Here is a 14,492-nt window from a genome sequence, read left to right as displayed (position 1 = left end):
CGGGTGGGTAACCGTTGCCGCATGCGGACAAGAACACTGGAGCTGCGCACCGGGGATTCCGAAGGGGTCTTCGACATCACCGCGGAGTGCGTCTCCTTCACCTCCGAGGCGGGCGGGGACGGGCTGCTGAACGTCTTCGTGCCGCACGCGACGGCCGGGGTCGCGGTGATGGAGTTGGGCGCCGGGTCCGACGACGACCTGCTGGCCGCCCTTCGCGACCTGCTGCCCGCCGACGACCGGTGGCGGCACCGGCACGGCTCGCCCGGACACGGGCGCTCGCACGTCATGCCGGCGATGATCGCGCCCTACGCCACGCTGCCGGTGCTGGACGGCCGACCGGCGCTGGGCACATGGCAGTCGGTGGCGGTCGTCGACCTGAACGTGGACAACCCGCGGCGCACGGTGCGGCTCTCCTTCTTGACGGGCCCGGGGGAGTGAGCAGGATGGTAGGTGTCGGCGGCATCAGGGCACGCGTTGACGGATGAGGGCCCCAGCGTGTGAACTTAGCCAGCAACAAGCGGGAACGACCCGGCCGCGAGCGACCGCGAGGAAGCGGGGCGGCCGGTGGGCGGGCCGGCAGGAGAACATTCTCAGAGGAGGACTTTCGTGAGCGCGACCGCGGGCCAGGCGCAAAGCGACCGTAGCCTGGCCGACCGACTCGGATTCAAGCCGGGTCAGGTGGTGCAGGAGTTCGGCTTTGACGACGACGTGGACGAGCAGCTTCGCGCGTCGATCGCCGAAGTCACCGGCGAGGAGCTCGTCGACGAGGACGACGACGCCATCGTCGACGCCGCGCTGCTGTGGTGGCGCAGCGACGAGGAGGACGACCTGACCGACGTCCTGGTGGACGTCCTCGGCTCGGTCGAGGGGGGCGGGGTCATCCTCGTGCTGACGCCCAAGGCCGGGCGCGACGGCCACGTGCCGCCGAACGAGGTCGCCGAGGCGGCGACCACGGCGGGGCTGTCGCAGACCAGCGCCGTGAGCGCGGGGACGGACTGGTCGGGGACCCGGCTGGTGACGCCGAAGGTGAAGCACTGACGGGCCGCAGCCACCGCCGTGCCCGGGCGGGGAGGAGCGCCGTGCCGGACGCCTTCCGCCTGCCCTAGGCTTGGCCGCGCGGGGCGCCGCCCGGTCCGGCCGGGCCGCCGGCGCCCCGCAGCCGAACCGGCCACCTAGGAAGGCATGCGCATGTCCATCGAGACCGGGCAGCAGGCTCCCGACTTCGCGCTCTCGGACCAGCACGGGCAGACGGTCAAGCTGTCCGACTTCAAGGGCCGCAAGAACGTGGTCCTGGTCTTCTACCCGCTCGCGTTCTCGGGCGTCTGCGAGGGCGAGCTGTGCTCGCTGCGCGACAACATCTCCGACTTCCAGGGCGAGGACGTCGAGCTGCTCAGCGTGTCGGTGGACTCGATGTTCGCCCACCGGGCCTGGGCCGACAAGGAGAACCTGGAGTACCCGCTGCTGTCGGACTTCTGGCCGCACGGCGAGGTCGCCAAGGCCTACGGCGTGTTCGACGAGGACAAGGGCGTGGCGGTGCGCGGCACCTTCCTGATCGACAAGGAGGGCGTGGTGCGCTGGAAGGTCGTCAACCCGATCTCCCAGGCCCGCGACCTCGAGGACTACCGCAAGGCCCTGTCCGAGCTCCGCTGAGCCGCGGAGCCCCGGAAGCCCGCAGGCCCGGCACGGCCGAGCGGCCCGCGGACCGGCCGCGGGTGTGCACCCCGGGACCATGGGGCGCACACCCGCCGCACCAGCCCGAGGAGACGGCGGGACCCGGTACCATTTCAAACGATCGAACGGCCCGGCCCCGAGGCCCGGCGCCGATTCGAGGGCGCATAGCTCAGTTGGTCAGAGCATCCGGCTTACAACCGGAAGGTCACAGGTTCGAGCCCTGTTGCGCCCACACCTCGTGTCGTCCATGTCGTTCGCCTTCGTGAGGGCGGCACAGATCGGTTCGAATCGAGGACACTCTCTGACCTCGATGGGCGTCAGTCTGGGCGCATGACCGAAACGAGCGGAACCGCGCCCCGGAAGACCACCGACCTGTCCGATTCCGCGATCCCCCGCGGGATCGCCCAGATGGGCCTGTGGGCCGACGATGTCCCCGCCGCGGCGGAGTGGTACGCCCGCGTCTTCGGCATCGAGCCCTATTTCGTCCGCCCGCTCGAAGGCACCCCGCTCTACGCGGAGTTCCGGATCGGGGACGACGGCGACGAGCTGGGCATCACCGACCGCCGGTTCGCACCGGCCGGTGCGCCGCGGTCGCCCGGCGGTGCCGTCACGTCCTGGCACGTCGACGACATCGAGGCGGCCTTCGACCGGCTGCTGTCCCTCGGCGCCGCGGAGTACCAGCCGGTCACGCCGCGGGGCGAGGGCTTCGTCACCGCTTCGGTGGTCGACCCGTTCGGGAACGTCCTCGGCCTGATCCACAGCCCCCACTACCTCGCCGTCCTCAGCGGGCGAGGGGCGACGGGCGCCGGTGCATCCCGATGATCAGGCCCCTGACCCGGGCGGGGTCAGGGGCCTGCGGGGCTCTTCGGCCCCTATTCGATCTCGGCGAGGACCGCGGCGTAGTCGATGATCCCGCCGACGATCGGGGTCGCCATCATGACGACGAACGCGAACCCGGCCCACACCCGGTTGCCCGGGCTGCGGAAGCTCAAGACGCTCAGGACCAGCGCGGCGGCCCCGAGCGAGAGGTAGGCGGCGAGGTCGAGCACCGCGCTCGTGAGGACGGCGTTCGCGACGAGCAGGGCGACGGCCGCGCAGAGCCCCGCGATGCCCGGGATGCGGGCGCGGTCGGCGGCGACGGGAGGGCCGGGAGGGGCCGGGTACGCCGGGTAGCGGGGGGTCACATCTCACCTGCCATGAGCGCGTTGTGGGTGCCGTACGCATAGAGGATCAGGAAGGTCGCGAAGGTGACCAGCGGCCCGATCACGGCGAGCAGAATGGCCAGGATCGCTTGTGCGGACGCCCCTTCCGCCCGCATGGATCCCACGGCGGTGACGATCGCGATGATCCCCAGGGCGGTGGGCACCAGGAACTCGACCGGGCGCCTCAGGGTCATGAGCAGGTCGACCACGAAGAACGCATCGGTTTCCCCCAGGGGCTCGTCTCTGGTGTCGAGGATCGTGATCATGCTCATGTCCCCGCCCAGGCCGATCGCGCCGCCTAAGCCGATGGAGACCGCGAAACCTGCGAAGACGAGTGACCATGTTCCCTTGCTCGCACGTGGGGGATGCATGCGGTCCTTTCGGATCCCGTGGCCGACCACCGCCGGTACGTCCGTAGCGGTGTCGCCTGTGGCCTCTACAGCGCGAGAGAGCCTATACCGGTCGGCGGAATCCCCGGAACGACAGGGGTTCCCGCCGATCCGCGCCCCCGCTTGGCGCCCCCGCGCCGCGGCCCCGGACACGCCTCGGCGGGCGGGGTGTGCACCCCGCCCGCCGATGTGCGGAGCCCGCCGGTGTACGGACCCCGTCAGGCCCCCGGCGCCTCCCGGCCGGCCGCCAGGACGCGGTCGGGGCGGATCGGCAGGTGGCGGTGGCGGACGCCCGTCGCGTGCCAGACCGCGTTGCCGATGGCCGCGGCGGCGCCCACGATGCCGATCTCGCCGATGCCCTTGATGCCGACCGGGTCGTCCGGGTCCGGGTCGTCGACCCAGAACGCCTCCATGTCCGGCACGTCCGCGTTGGCGGCCACGTGGTACCCGGCCAGGTCGCCGCCGACGACGGCGCCCGAGGCCCGGTCCCGGGCGGCCTCCTCGTGCAGGGCCATGGACAGCCCCCAGACCATCCCGCCGAGGAGCTGGCTGCGCGCCGTCAGCGGGTTGACGATCCGGCCCGCGGCGAAGGCGCCCAGCATGCGGCGCACCCGCACCTCACCGCTGGCCGGGTCCACGGCCACCTCGGCGAACTGCGCGGCGAAGGAGTACCGCTCCTTCTGGGCCAGAGCGCCGATGGCCGCCCCGGTGTCGGTCCGCGCGGTGATGCCCTCCGGCGGCACCTCCGCCCCCGGGACCAGCCGCTCCCGCAGCTCGCGCGCGGCCTCCGCCACCGCCCAGGCCCAGGACCGGGTGCCCATCGACCCGCCGGCGATCATCGCCGGGCCCAGGTCGCTGTCGGCGATCCGGATCTTCACGTTGTCCGGGTCCGTGTCCAGCGCGTCCGCGGCGACCAGCGCCATCGCGGTGCGCGCCCCGGTTCCGACGTCGCTGGCGTTGACCCCCACGGTGAACGACCCGTCGGCCTCGGCCGTGGCCGACGCCGTGGACGGGACCGCCCCCGAGGGGAAGGTGGCCGCGGCCATTCCCGTGCCGAGCAGCCACCGCCCCTCGCGGCGCACGCCCGGGCGGGGGTCGCGGTCGGCCCACCCGAACCGGCGGGCGCCCTCCTCCAGGCAGGCCCGCAGGTTGCGGCTGCTGAACGGCAGCCCGGACAGCGGCCCCACCTCGGGCTCGTTGCGCAGGCGCAGCTCGATCGGGTCGACGCCGCACTTCTCGGCGAGCTCGTCCAGCGCGGACTCCAGGGCGAAGGAGCCCGGCGCCTCGCCCGGCGCGCGCATGAAGGTCGGCGACGGCACGTCCAGCCGCAGCAGCCGGTGGGCGGTGCGGTGGGCGTCGGCGTCGTACAGCGTCCGCGCCGGAGTCGCGCTCAGCTCGGTGTACTCGATCGTGGTCGAGGTCTGGCTGCACGCCTCGTGGTCGAGGGCGCGCAGCCGCCCGTCCGGGTCGGCGCCCAGCCGCACCCGCTGGGCCGTCGGGGGCCGGTACCCCACCAGCGAGAACATCTGGCGGCGGGTGAGGGTGACCCGCACCGGCCGCTGGAGGGCGGTCGCGGCCATCACGGCGGCCACCAGGTGCGGGCGGGTCCCCTTGTTGCCGAAGGCGCCGCCGACGTGCTCGGCGCGCACCCGCACCGATTCGGGGTCCAGGGAGAACAGCTGCGCGAGGTCGCCGGCCACCATCGGGGTCCCCTGGTTGGAGTCGACCACCTCCAGGCGGCCCCCCTCCCAGCGGGCGGTGGCCGCGTGCGGCTCCATCGAGTTGTGGTACTCCTCCGGCGTGGAGTACTCGCGGTCCACGACCACGGCGGAGGCGGCGAGCCCGGCCTCGATGTCGCCCTTGGACCGGTCCTCCTGCCCGGGCGGGGTGTAGGCCTCGGGGCGGTCGGCGCCGAACACGACGTCGTGCGGCTCGGGGTCGTAGTCGACCGCCAGGGCGTCGGCGGCCTCCCGGGCCTGCTCGGAGGTCTCAGCGACGACCAGCGCCACCGGCCAGCCCGCGTGCGGCACGCGGTCGTTCTGGAAGAGCCCCAGGAGCGGGTCGACCGGTCCGAGCATGCCGGAGAAGTCGGTGTTCACACGCGGCGCGTTCCCGTGGTGCCACACGCCGACGACCCCGGGCAGCGCGAGCACCGGGTCGGCGTGCACCGCGCGCACGCGCCCCCGGGCGACGGTGGACAGCACCAGGTGGCCGTAGGCCAGCCCGTCGAAGTCGACCTCCCCGGCGTACTTGGCCGCCCCGGTGACCTTGTCCAGCCCCTCCAGGCGGACGCGGGCGGTGCCGACGGCGCTCTTGCCTTCTGCGGTGGCGGTCATGCGCCGGCCTCCTCGGCGAGTTCGGTCAGGACGGACACGGCCAGGTCGCGCATGAGCGGCACCTTGTATTCATTGTCGGGCAGCGGCTCGGCGGCGGCGAGCTCGGCGTCCGCTGCGGCGGCGAAGGCCTCGGCCGTCGCCGGCCCCCCGGCCAGGGCCTTCTCGGCCGTCTGGGCCCGCCAGGGGCGGGGCGCGACCGCGCCGAAGGCCAGCCGCACGTCGTGGACCGTGCCGTCGCGCACCTCCAGGGCGGCGGCGACCGACCCGATCGCGAAGGCGAACGAGGCCCGCTCGCGCACCTTGCGGTAGCGGGAGGCGGCGGCCACGGGCGCGGGCGGCAGGGTGACGGAGGTGATCAGCGCGCCCGCGGGCAGCGCGGTCTCCACGTGCGGGGTGTCGCCCACCGGCGGGTACAGGTCGGCGAGCGGCATCTCGTCCGGGCCGTCGGCCGTCTCGTAGGCGACGACGGCGTCGAAGGCGGCGAGGGCGACGGCCATGTCCGAGGGGTGGGTGGCAACGCAGTGCGCGGAGGCGCCGAGGATGGCGTGGTTGTGGTGCTCGCCCTCGATGGCGGGGCACCCGCTGCCGGGCACCCGCTTGTTGCACGGCCCTGTGGCGTCGGAGAAGTAGCCGCAGCGGGTGCGCTGCAGCAGGTTCCCGCCGACGGTGGCCATGTTGCGCAGCTGGCCGGAGGCCCCGGCCAGCAGGGCCTGGGCCAGCGCCGGGTAGCGGCGGCGCACCTCGGGGTGGGCGGCGGTGTCGCTGTTGGTGGCGGTCGCGCCGATGCGCAGACCGCCGTCGCCGGTCGCCTCGATGCCGTCCAGCGGCAGCTCGCGGATGTCGACGAGGAGGGACGGCCGCTCGATGCCGGTCTTCATCAGGTCGACGAGGTTGGTCCCGCCGCCGAGGAAGCGCGCCTCCGGGGCGGCGCCGTGCAGGGCGAGGGCGCCGGAGACGCCGTCGGCGCGCCGGTAGTCGAACTCCTTCATGCGGTGGCCCCCTCGGCCTCGGTCCCGGGCGTGCGGGCGTCCGCGGCCCTGGCGACGGCCTGGACGATGGAAACGTAGGCGCCGCAGCGGCACAGGTTGCCGCTCATGCGCTCGCGGATCTCCTCGGCGGTGAGCTCCGGCGCCCCGGCCTCGGGGCGCACGTCGCCGGTCGCGACGCTGGGCCAGCCCGCCGCGTGCTCCTCGATGACCGCGACGGCCGAGCAGATCTGCCCCGGGGTGCAGTAGCCGCACTGGTAGCCGTCGAGGTCGAGGAAGGCCTGCTGGACGGGGTGGAGCCGGTCGCCGTCGGCCACGCCCTCGATGGTGGTGACCTCCCGGCCCTCGGCGCCCACGGCGAGCTGGAGGCAGGAGACGGTGCGGCGGCCGTCGACCAGCACCGTGCAGGCGCCGCACTGGCCCTGGTCGCAGCCCTTCTTGGAGCCGGTGAGGCCGAGGCGCTCGCGCAGGGCGTCGAGCAGTGTGGTGCGGTGGTCGACGGCCAGGGTGTGCTTCTCGCCGTTGACGGTCAGCGTGATCGTGCTTGAGGTGGCTGGGGACATGGTCAGCCTCTTTCGCGGACAGGGGGTGTGCCGCGCCCGCGCCCCGCGGGTCCGTCGGGCGGAGACGCGGGGCATGGGCGCGGCGGGTGCGCGGAACGCCGCGATGGGCGCGGTCGTGGCGGTCGGGATCGGTGGCCGGATGCCGCCGTTCGTGCGGAAACGTCCCCCCGCTACAGTGGGGGCGGGAGTAAACGGACAGCTGTCCGGACACTGGGAATCTAGTGGACAGTTGTCCGCTTGGCAAGGGCGGCCCGCGGGGGCCGCCCGGGGAGTGGGCGAGCGCGATATGGGCAATCCGGACGAGGCGGGCGGCGGGGGCGCGCCGCTGCGCTCGGACGCGCAGAAGAACCGCGAGCGCATCCTCGAGGTGGCCCTGGTGGAGCTCACCCGGTCGCCGGAGGTCCCGCTGAGCGCGATCGCCAAGAAGGCGGGCGTGGGGCAGGGGACCTTCTACCGCAACTTCCCCAGCCGCGCCGCCCTCGTCCTGGAGGTCTACAGCCACGAGATGCGGCAGGTCGCAGACGCGGCCCCGCACCTGCTCGACAAGCTGCCGCCGGCCCGGGCGCTGCGCGCGTGGATGGACCACCTGGCCCGGTTCGCCCTGGCCAAGGCCGGTCTGGCCGAGGCGCTGAGCCAGGCGCTCGGTGGGCCCGGGGGGCTGGCCAAACCCGGCCCCGGCCCGTTGAACGAGGCCATCGCCCTGCTGCTGCGGGCCAACGACGAGGCCGGGACCATCCGGCCCGGGGTGGTCCCCGAGGACTTCATGCTCGCCATCGCGGGCCTGTGGCACATCGGGGCCGGGGAGGACCGCAAGGAGCGTGTCACGCGCCTCTTCGACCTGGTCATGGACGGGCTGACGGCCGGAGCGCCGCGCCGCCGCGACGCCGGGGGCGAGGGGCGCGGCGGCCACGCCGGGCCGGACGCCGCGGACGGGGGATGACGGTCGGCCGGTCGGCCCGGGACCCGCTCGCGGGCGCGGGCCGGGCCCATGCGGTGGACCCCTGAACGCTGGTTCGTGTAACTTTCGCCGGTCGCGACGGCCCCGGAGCCGTCACCGGCGGGCCGATCCGGCCGGACGGGGACCTCACCACTCCAACGGACGACCGGGGCCGCTCGGCCGGAACCGGCCCCGGTATCGGGAGGGATCAGCGTGGAACGCCGCCGCCTGCTGCTGCTCCTGGCGGTGCTGCTCGTGGGCGGGGCCGCGATCGGCCTCGCCTCCGTGGGCGCCGACCGGGTGCCGTCGACGGCGTGGGGGGACGGCGGTGCGGAGCCGCCCTCCCTGGCCGTGCGGCTCTTCTTCGCCCTCGTCACGTTTCTGGACACCTACGTGGGGTGGTCCCTCGGCCCCTTCGTCCTCGGATACGCCGTGCTCGGGTACGGGGCGGTGCGGTCGCCGGTGCCGCCCGCGGCGGCGGGCGCGGGGTTCGCCGTCGCGGCGCTCGGCGCCTACGGGGTCGGCAGCCATTTCGCGCAGGTCGCCGACGCCAGGGCCGCGGCGGCGTTCGAGGCGGCCGGGGACGTCCCGCCGCCGCCCGGCCCGGCGCCCGAGCCGAGCCTGGTGGGGAACGTGCTGGGCCCGGCGCTGACCCCGCTGCTCCCGGCGGCGGTCGCCGGGGCGGTGGCGGTCGCCGTCGCCGCCCACTACGCGGGCCGGTTCCCGGCCCTGCTCCTGGTGCCGGTCGGGGCGGTCGCGCTGGACCTGTGGCGGCGGGCGCCCGGCCCGTCACAGGGCATCGTCAACACCGTCCCGGACGCGCTGCTGGCCGCGACCGGGATCGTGCTGGTCGTGTGGACGGCGGCGGCCCTGCTCCGTCGGTCACGCGGCGACCGATGAGTTCCCCGGCGCCGCGCGGTCCAAGCATGCGGTGGGAACGACGCATGCCACGACCACATGAGGAGCAGGCCATGACAGACGCAGCGACGCCGTCCACGGGCAGGCTGAAGGTCCCCGGGGCCGAGCTGTACTACGAGGTGCGCGGACAGGGGCCGCTGGTGGCCCTGGTCGGCTCGCCGATGAACGCCGAGCCCTTCGCGGCCCTCGCCGGCCTCCTCGCGGACGGCTTCACGGTCCTCACGACCGACCCGCGCGGCATCCGCCACAGCGTGCTGGAGGACCCCGAGGAGGCGACGACGGTGGAGACGCGTGCCGACGACCTCGCCCGGCTCCTGGAGCATGTGGGCTCGGGCCCGGCCGCGGTCCTGGGGTCCAGCGGCGGCGCGATCACCGCGCTGGCGCTCGCCCAGGCCCGGCCCGACCTCGTGGGCACCGTCGTGCCGCACGAGCCGCCGCTGAACGAGCTGCTCGACGAGCGCGAGGAGCACAGGGCCGCGACCGAGCGCATGGTCGGGATCTACCGCTCGGGCGACGTGGTGGGGGCCTGGTCGGCGTTCATGGAGAGCGCGAACATCCAGATGCCCGAAGGGGCGCTGGAGCAGATGTTCGGAGGGGAGCGCGACCCGCAGGACGTGGCCGACGAGCGGCGCTTCTTCCTGTACGACCTGCCCGCGACGACGGGGTGGCTCCCGGACACCGAGGCCCTGCGCGCGAGCGGGGCGGACCTGGTCCTCGGCATCGGCGAGGACTCGGCCGGCGAGCTGTGCGACCGGACCACGCGCGCCCTCGCGGAGCTGCTCGGGACGGAGCCGGTCCTGTTCCCCGGCGGACACACGGGCTTCGCCACGGACGAGGCCCCGGAGGCGTTCGCCGCCCGCCTGCGCCCCATCATCGGCGGAGCCTGAGCGGCGGCGCCGGGGGCCCTCAGCCCTTGTGCGGGCCCAGGGCCCCCGGGTTGCGCCGGAAGTGCCGGACGGTGAGGCGCGCACCGATGGCCAGTAGTGGCACCGACAGCACCAGGGCCGCGATTCCGATGTAGAAGAACACGTCGAAGGCGCCCTCCTCGGTGCTGGGCACGGTGACCACGTGGTCGGGCTCGCCGGGCGCGTAGGCCACCGGCAGCTCCTCTCCCTCGTAGTGGTCATCGGGGTTCAGGCCCCCGAGTTCGACCCGGGTGAACGCTTCGCCTTCGGCGTCGTAGTCCACGAAGACGGTGACGTCGTCACTGCTCCGGCCGTTGTCGGGGTGCACCTCGACGTGCCGCTCCGATACGACCGCGTCGGCGCGTTCGGTGTGGTCGGTGTAGTCGCTCATGCCGACCACGACCTGATAGGCGCCCATGCCGAGGGCGACGACCCCGAAGGCGAAGGGCCACGTTCCGGGACCAAGCGGGCCCGTGCGGCCGTTCACGCGCTTGAACATGGCTGCGACCGACTGCCTTCCGGTGGGGGACGGTGTCCTCGCATGCGACGCCGTCCCCCGGCCCCGGGTTCCCGGGGCGGGGCCTGTGGCCGTCAGCGGCCATCGGCGGGGACAGCCTCGGTTGGGAGGACGCCCTCGGGCCGGTCGCCCCAGTGTCCTGCCACGGCTTTCCCCGTGACCCTTCTCAGCCCTTGAGCGAGCCGGCGCCCGAGCGGCGCTTGACGTGCTTGACGGTGAGGAGCACCCCGGTGACCAGCAGGGGCACCGACAGCACCAGGGCGGCGATCCCGATGTAGAGGAACACGTCGTAGGCGCCCTCCTCGGTGCTGGGCACGGTGACCACGTGGCCGGGCTCGCCCGGTGCGTAGGCCACCGCGAGCTCCTGCCCCTCGTAGTGGTCGTCGGCGTCCAGGCCCTGCAGCTCGACCCGCTCGAGGTCCTGGCCCTCGGCCGTGTAGTCGACGAAGACGGTGATCTCCTCCCGGCGCTCGTCGGGCTCGCGCTCCTCGTCCTCGTAGGTCACCTCGACCAGCCGCTCCGAGACGACGGCGTCGGCCCGCTCGGTGTGGTCGGTGTAGTCGGTCGTCCCGACGATGGACATCACGACGCCCAGGATGAGCAGGACGAGTCCGAAGACGGCGACGGGCGCCCCGGGACCGAGGTTCTTCTTGCGGGACTTGCGCTTGGCCATGGCGCTCACCGACGGCCTTTCCGAAGTGGGGGATGGTGCCGAGGTCTCCGACGCCGCGCACCGGCGGCGGGTTCCCTGGCGGCGGCCCTGCCCGGCCGATCCCCCTCCGGCCGTCGGCGGCTTGGGGCGGGAACCGTCCCAGGGGCGCTCCCGGGCCGGTCGGCGCCGCGGCCGGGGCGCGGCGTGCCGGTTCCCGCGTCGGCCGCCGCGCCCCGCGCTCAGCCCCGCGGGTCGATCGGGGTCAAGGGGGCGAACCTCCGCTCGATGGCCTCGGCCGCCTCCAGGCACAGGTCCTCGCGGTGCACCGGCCCGATCACCTGGACCGAGCGCGGCAGGCCGTCGGCCGTCCCCACCGGGACGGCCACCGCGGGCACCCCGACATAGCTCGTCACCGCGCACAGCCCCAGCCCGCGGGTCACGCGCTCGTGCGCCTCCGGGTCCACCAGCTCCTCGCCGGGCGCGGGGACCGGGCCCGTGAACACGGGGCCCAGCAGCAGCGGCACCTCCTCCTGGAACCGGGCCCACGCCCGCTGCACCCCCAGCCGGTCGGCCGTGGCCTGGACGTATGCCGCCAGGTCCGACGGCGGATTCCGCCTGGCGGAGTACGTGACGTGGCGGTGGGCCTCCTCGCTCATCAGCTTCTCCAGGTGCGGCCGCGCCAGCGCGAACTCGGTCGCGGTCAGCCGCCCGTAGCCCTCCAGCGCCTCGTCCGGCCGCGGCGGCACGGCCTCCTCCACCGCGTACCCCGCCTCCTGCAGCGCCTCGGCCGCCGCCGCCACCGCCTCCTTGGCCGCCGGGTCCGCCGTCCCCGGCCCGAACGGCTCGGCGGCCACCCCGACCCGCAGCGGGCGGCGCACGGGCGGCCCCTCCAGCGGCGCCGGCACCGCGCGCGGGTCGCCCGCGTCCGGCCCCGCCAGCACCGACAGGGCCAGGCGCAGGTCGCCCACGGACCGCGCGATCGGGCCGTCGACCGGCAGGAGCTGCGAGGCCAGGGTCGGCTCCCGCCCGCCGACGCGGTGGTCCGAGGCGACCCGCCCGTACCCGGGCTTGAGCCCGGCCACCCCGCAGAACGCCGCCGGGACCCGCACCGAGCCGCCGGAATCGTTGCCCAGTCCGAGCACCGCCATGCCGGAGGCCACCGCCGCCGCGTCGCCCCCGCTGGTCCCGCCGGGTGTGCGGCCGGGGTCCCAGGGGTTGACCGTGTCCCCGTACAGGGTGCTGCGGGTGTGCACCCCGCCCAGCGTCATGTCGGGCAGGTTGGTGCGGCCGACGCAGACCGCCCCGGCGGCGCGCAGCCGCCGCACCGGGGGAGCGTCCTCGCGGGCGACCAGGTCCCGCAGGCGCGGCACACCGAACGTGGTCGCCGTCCCCGCGACGTGGATGTTCTCCTTCACCGTGAACGGCACCCCGGCCAGCGGCCCGAGCCGCTCACCGGCCGCCCGGCGGCGGTCGACCTGTTCGGCCTCCGCTCGGGCACGGTCGGCGAGCGGCGTGGTCACGGCGTTGACCGCGGGGTTCACCGCGGCGATGCGCTCCAGGTGCGCCTCGACCGCTTCTCGGGCGGTGAGGTCCCCTGCGGCGACCGCCGCGGCCAGCTCGGCCGCGGTGCGCGTGTGGATCGGCGTGGGCATGGCGGTGCGCGCCCCCTCGTCGGGTGGTGGTTGATACACTCATGTTTTCTAATACAGAGTCGTATCCGAATACAAACCTGTTTTTCGATGGGGAGGGGTGGGCGCCGTGCCCGAGAGGCTGACCAGGCAGGAGAGCAGGCGGCGGACGAGGGGGCGGCTGCTGGAGGCCGCCGCCGAGCTGTTCGCCGAGCGGGGGGTGAACGGGGCGTCGGTCGAGCAGATCGCCGAGCGCGCGGGGTATTCGCGCGGGGCGTTCTACGGCAACTTCGACGGCAAGGACGCGCTGGTCGCCGAGCTCCTGGCCGAGCGCACCCGCCGGGAGGCGGAGGAGGTGCGGGCGGCGACGGCGGACGCGGCGAGCCGGGCCGAGGCGTTCGAGGCCCTGCGCGCCTGGAACCGGGAGCGGGCGCGCAACCTGGACTCGTGGCTGGCATTGCGGATGGAGCTGCTGCTGCACGCCATCCGCACCCCGGAGCTGCGGCCGCTGCTGGCCGAGCGCGAGCGGGCGGCCCGCGCCGCCCTCGCCGAGGGGGTCCGGCACGAACTGGACCGCGAGGGTGCGGAGGCTCCCGCGGATCCGGCGTTCCTGGCCCTGATCGCGCACGCCCTGGAGGACGGCCTGCTCATCCAGCGCGTCCTCGACCCGGGAGGCGTGGGGGACGAGGCGGTGGTCGACGCGGTGGAGTTGCTGCTCCGCTCGTGGACGGCCCTCGGAGGGGAGCCGGAGCGGGCGGGGGAGACCGGGGCCCCGTGAGTCGGCGGGCGGACCGCAGGGGGCCGGCCCCGCCGACCCCGCCCCCGAACGCCGCCCCTGCGCCGTTGATCTCGGGAGAAACGACGCTAAAACCGCGCTTGTAGCGTCGTTTCTCCCGAGATCAACGCGGAGCACACCTGCCTCTAAGAGGCCGCTTCGGGGTCGGGCGGGGCGTCTCGGATTCACGGGCCCGCCATGCGGTGTTCCGCGCTCTGTCGTCCGGCGTTGCCAGGATGCGGGGCGGGAGGCCCGCGTGGCCTTCCGTGCACCTGCGGCCGAACAGCACAACGTGCCCTGAGCGCTCCGGGCTCCGGCGGGCCCCGAGCCCGCTGGCCGGGCCGGGCGTAGAGAGTCCCCCCATGAGCAGCCTCCTGCGCTTCCTTGCCCGCTTCCGCGTCGGGATCCGCACCTGGATCCTGGGCACCGCCGCCATGCTCGGGATCTCCGGCGACTACATCGGCACGCTGGATGGCTCGGCCTGGTACCAGCGCGGGTGGATGATCGCGTTCGGCCTGGTGATCCTCGCGGCGCACGTCGGTGTGGAGATGCTCAGCAGCCGTGAGGACCGGCGCCTGGCCCGGGACCTGGAGGAGGCCCGCGACCGCCTCGCGGAGTCCCGCGAGGAGCTGCAGGAGCTGCGCGGCGAACGCCGGCGCCTGCAGCGGAACGTCGAGGTCCTCAAGAAGGAGTCCGAGGTCTACCGCGCCGAGCTCGCCGCGGCGGCGCGAGAGTCGGACGGGCTGGCGTGGCTGGACGGCCCCCAGGGCCGGGCGGCGCTGGACGGGCTGCGCGACTTCGCCGACCAGTTGGTCGACGAGCACGGCGCCGCGCGCTCGGACCGGCCCGCGCGCTCCCCGGAGACGCGGGCCTCCACCCGCCCGAGCCTGGCCCGCGCCGCCCTGCGCCTTGCCGTGCAGGTGGCTGTGGGCCTGCTCTCGGCGGCGTTCCTGGCCCTGCTCGTCCTGGGCATCGAGGTCTACTTCGACTGATGCCGCGCCGCTGACGCCGTT

General features: G+C 74.6%; 17 protein-coding genes and 1 tRNA gene. 10 read left to right on the top strand and 8 right to left on the bottom strand.

All coding sequences use genetic code 11. The annotated features are described in order from the left end of the window. The first annotated feature begins 21 nt into the window (after positions 1–21). The 5 genes from O4J56_RS19195 (at position 22) to O4J56_RS19175 (ending at position 2,493) form a co-directional block, all read left to right on the top strand. Entirely contained in the window at positions 22–438 is a 417-nt protein-coding gene (locus O4J56_RS19195; RefSeq protein WP_270687455.1) for a YjbQ family protein, read from the top strand. Between the two features lie 168 nt (positions 439–606). Continuing rightward, complete coding sequence (locus O4J56_RS19190) at positions 607–1,038, top strand: DUF3052 domain-containing protein (RefSeq protein ID WP_270687453.1); 432 nt, start codon at positions 607–609, stop codon at positions 1,036–1,038. Between the two features lie 150 nt (positions 1,039–1,188). Then, positions 1,189–1,650: a peroxiredoxin gene (locus O4J56_RS19185; RefSeq protein ID WP_270687451.1), complete on the top strand. Its 462-nt coding sequence runs from the start codon at positions 1,189–1,191 to the stop codon at positions 1,648–1,650. Between the two features lie 179 nt (positions 1,651–1,829). Next, a tRNA-Val gene (locus O4J56_RS19180) sits at positions 1,830–1,903 on the top strand. Positions 1,904–2,001: 98 nt separating this feature from the next. Continuing rightward, entirely contained in the window at positions 2,002–2,493 is a 492-nt protein-coding gene (locus tag O4J56_RS19175; RefSeq protein ID WP_333563812.1) for a VOC family protein, read from the top strand. A gap of 50 nt (positions 2,494–2,543) precedes the next feature. Here O4J56_RS19175 and O4J56_RS19170 read toward each other — a convergent pair whose 3' ends face one another. The 5 genes from O4J56_RS19170 to O4J56_RS19150 all read right to left on the bottom strand — a co-directional run bounded on the left by O4J56_RS19170 (position 2,544) and on the right by O4J56_RS19150 (position 7,147). Next, entirely contained in the window at positions 2,544–2,855 is a 312-nt protein-coding gene (locus tag O4J56_RS19170) for a hypothetical protein (RefSeq protein ID WP_270687450.1), read from the bottom strand. Further along, on the bottom strand, positions 2,852–3,139 hold the full coding sequence (locus tag O4J56_RS19165) for a hypothetical protein (RefSeq protein WP_270687448.1): 288 nt from the start codon (positions 3,137–3,139) through the stop codon (positions 2,852–2,854). Before O4J56_RS19165 ends, O4J56_RS19170 begins: the two co-directional genes overlap by 4 nt. Positions 3,140–3,480: 341 nt before the next feature. Beyond that, a complete protein-coding gene (locus O4J56_RS19160) occupies positions 3,481–5,598 on the bottom strand; it encodes a xanthine dehydrogenase family protein molybdopterin-binding subunit (protein WP_270687446.1) in 2,118 nt (705 codons plus the stop codon). Continuing rightward, the gene (locus O4J56_RS19155; RefSeq protein ID WP_270687445.1) at positions 5,595–6,587 is read right to left on the bottom strand and encodes an FAD binding domain-containing protein; all 993 of its coding nucleotides are present in this window, start codon (positions 6,585–6,587) and stop codon (positions 5,595–5,597) included. Before O4J56_RS19155 ends, O4J56_RS19160 begins: the two co-directional genes overlap by 4 nt. Next, positions 6,584–7,147: a (2Fe-2S)-binding protein gene (locus tag O4J56_RS19150; protein ID WP_270687444.1), complete on the bottom strand. Its 564-nt coding sequence runs from the start codon at positions 7,145–7,147 to the stop codon at positions 6,584–6,586. The genes O4J56_RS19155 and O4J56_RS19150 overlap by 4 nt, the downstream gene beginning before the upstream one ends. 229 nt (positions 7,148–7,376) lie before the next feature. Here O4J56_RS19150 and O4J56_RS19145 point away from each other — a divergent pair, with 229 nt between their 5' ends. The 3 genes from O4J56_RS19145 (at position 7,377) to O4J56_RS19135 (ending at position 9,889) form a co-directional block, all read left to right on the top strand. After that, positions 7,377–8,087, top strand: coding sequence for a TetR/AcrR family transcriptional regulator (locus O4J56_RS19145; protein ID WP_270687442.1), 711 nt, complete (start codon positions 7,377–7,379; stop codon positions 8,085–8,087). Positions 8,088–8,297: 210 nt separating this feature from the next. Further along, the gene (locus O4J56_RS19140; protein ID WP_270687440.1) at positions 8,298–8,984 is read left to right on the top strand and encodes a hypothetical protein; all 687 of its coding nucleotides are present in this window, start codon (positions 8,298–8,300) and stop codon (positions 8,982–8,984) included. A gap of 71 nt (positions 8,985–9,055) precedes the next feature. Continuing rightward, positions 9,056–9,889 (top strand): alpha/beta fold hydrolase, encoded by an 834-nt coding sequence (locus O4J56_RS19135; protein WP_270687439.1) that lies wholly within the window; start codon positions 9,056–9,058, stop codon positions 9,887–9,889. A 19-nt stretch (positions 9,890–9,908) separates the two neighbouring features. Here the strand turns inward: O4J56_RS19135 and O4J56_RS19130 are convergent, their stop codons facing one another. From O4J56_RS19130 to O4J56_RS19120, 3 genes are all read right to left on the bottom strand, one after another. After that, positions 9,909–10,394 carry a DUF3592 domain-containing protein gene (locus tag O4J56_RS19130; protein WP_270687438.1) on the bottom strand — a complete coding sequence of 162 codons (486 nt, stop codon included), beginning with the start codon at positions 10,392–10,394 and terminating at the stop codon, positions 9,909–9,911. A 196-nt stretch (positions 10,395–10,590) separates the two neighbouring features. Further along, positions 10,591–11,097, bottom strand: a complete 507-nt coding sequence (locus tag O4J56_RS19125) for a DUF3592 domain-containing protein (protein ID WP_270687436.1) — start codon at positions 11,095–11,097, stop codon at positions 10,591–10,593. A 218-nt stretch (positions 11,098–11,315) separates the two neighbouring features. Beyond that, on the bottom strand, positions 11,316–12,767 hold the full coding sequence (locus O4J56_RS19120; protein ID WP_270687434.1) for an amidase: 1,452 nt from the start codon (positions 12,765–12,767) through the stop codon (positions 11,316–11,318). Between the two features lie 67 nt (positions 12,768–12,834). Here O4J56_RS19120 and O4J56_RS19115 point away from each other — a divergent pair, with 67 nt between their 5' ends. Both O4J56_RS19115 and O4J56_RS19110 read left to right on the top strand, forming a co-directional pair. Further along, on the top strand, positions 12,835–13,482 hold the full coding sequence (locus O4J56_RS19115; protein ID WP_270687433.1) for a TetR/AcrR family transcriptional regulator: 648 nt from the start codon (positions 12,835–12,837) through the stop codon (positions 13,480–13,482). 359 nt (positions 13,483–13,841) lie between these two features. After that, complete coding sequence (locus O4J56_RS19110; protein ID WP_270687432.1) at positions 13,842–14,471, top strand: hypothetical protein; 630 nt, start codon at positions 13,842–13,844, stop codon at positions 14,469–14,471. Positions 14,472–14,492 lie beyond the last annotated feature (21 nt).

It is taken from the genome of Nocardiopsis endophytica (assembly GCF_027706725.1).
GTDB classification, from domain to species: Bacteria; Actinomycetota; Actinomycetes; order Streptosporangiales; family Streptosporangiaceae; genus Nocardiopsis_A; species Nocardiopsis_A endophytica.
This window is presented reverse-complemented; position numbering and strand designations above follow the sequence as displayed.

Bases quoted from the DNA above. Each gene is read 5' to 3' on its own strand.
- O4J56_RS19195 (WP_270687455.1), top strand. From the start codon at position 22: ATGCGGACAAGAACACTGGAGCTGCGCACCGGGGATTCCGAAGGGGTC.
- O4J56_RS19185 (WP_270687451.1), top strand. From the start codon at position 1,189: ATGTCCATCGAGACCGGGCAGCAGGCTCCCGACTTCGCGCTCTCGGAC.
- O4J56_RS19175 (WP_333563812.1), top strand. From the start codon at position 2,002: ATGACCGAAACGAGCGGAACCGCGCCCCGGAAGACCACCGACCTGTCC.
- O4J56_RS19165 (WP_270687448.1), bottom strand. From the start codon at position 3,139: ATGATCACGATCCTCGACACCAGAGACGAGCCCCTGGGGGAAACCGAT.
- O4J56_RS19160 (WP_270687446.1), bottom strand. From the start codon at position 5,598: ATGACCGCCACCGCAGAAGGCAAGAGCGCCGTCGGCACCGCCCGCGTC.
- O4J56_RS19155 (WP_270687445.1), bottom strand. From the start codon at position 6,587: ATGAAGGAGTTCGACTACCGGCGCGCCGACGGCGTCTCCGGCGCCCTC.
- O4J56_RS19150 (WP_270687444.1), bottom strand. From the start codon at position 7,147: ATGTCCCCAGCCACCTCAAGCACGATCACGCTGACCGTCAACGGCGAG.
- O4J56_RS19135 (WP_270687439.1), top strand. From the start codon at position 9,056: ATGACAGACGCAGCGACGCCGTCCACGGGCAGGCTGAAGGTCCCCGGG.
- O4J56_RS19125 (WP_270687436.1), bottom strand. From the start codon at position 11,097: ATGGCCAAGCGCAAGTCCCGCAAGAAGAACCTCGGTCCCGGGGCGCCC.
- O4J56_RS19110 (WP_270687432.1), top strand. From the start codon at position 13,842: ATGAGCAGCCTCCTGCGCTTCCTTGCCCGCTTCCGCGTCGGGATCCGC.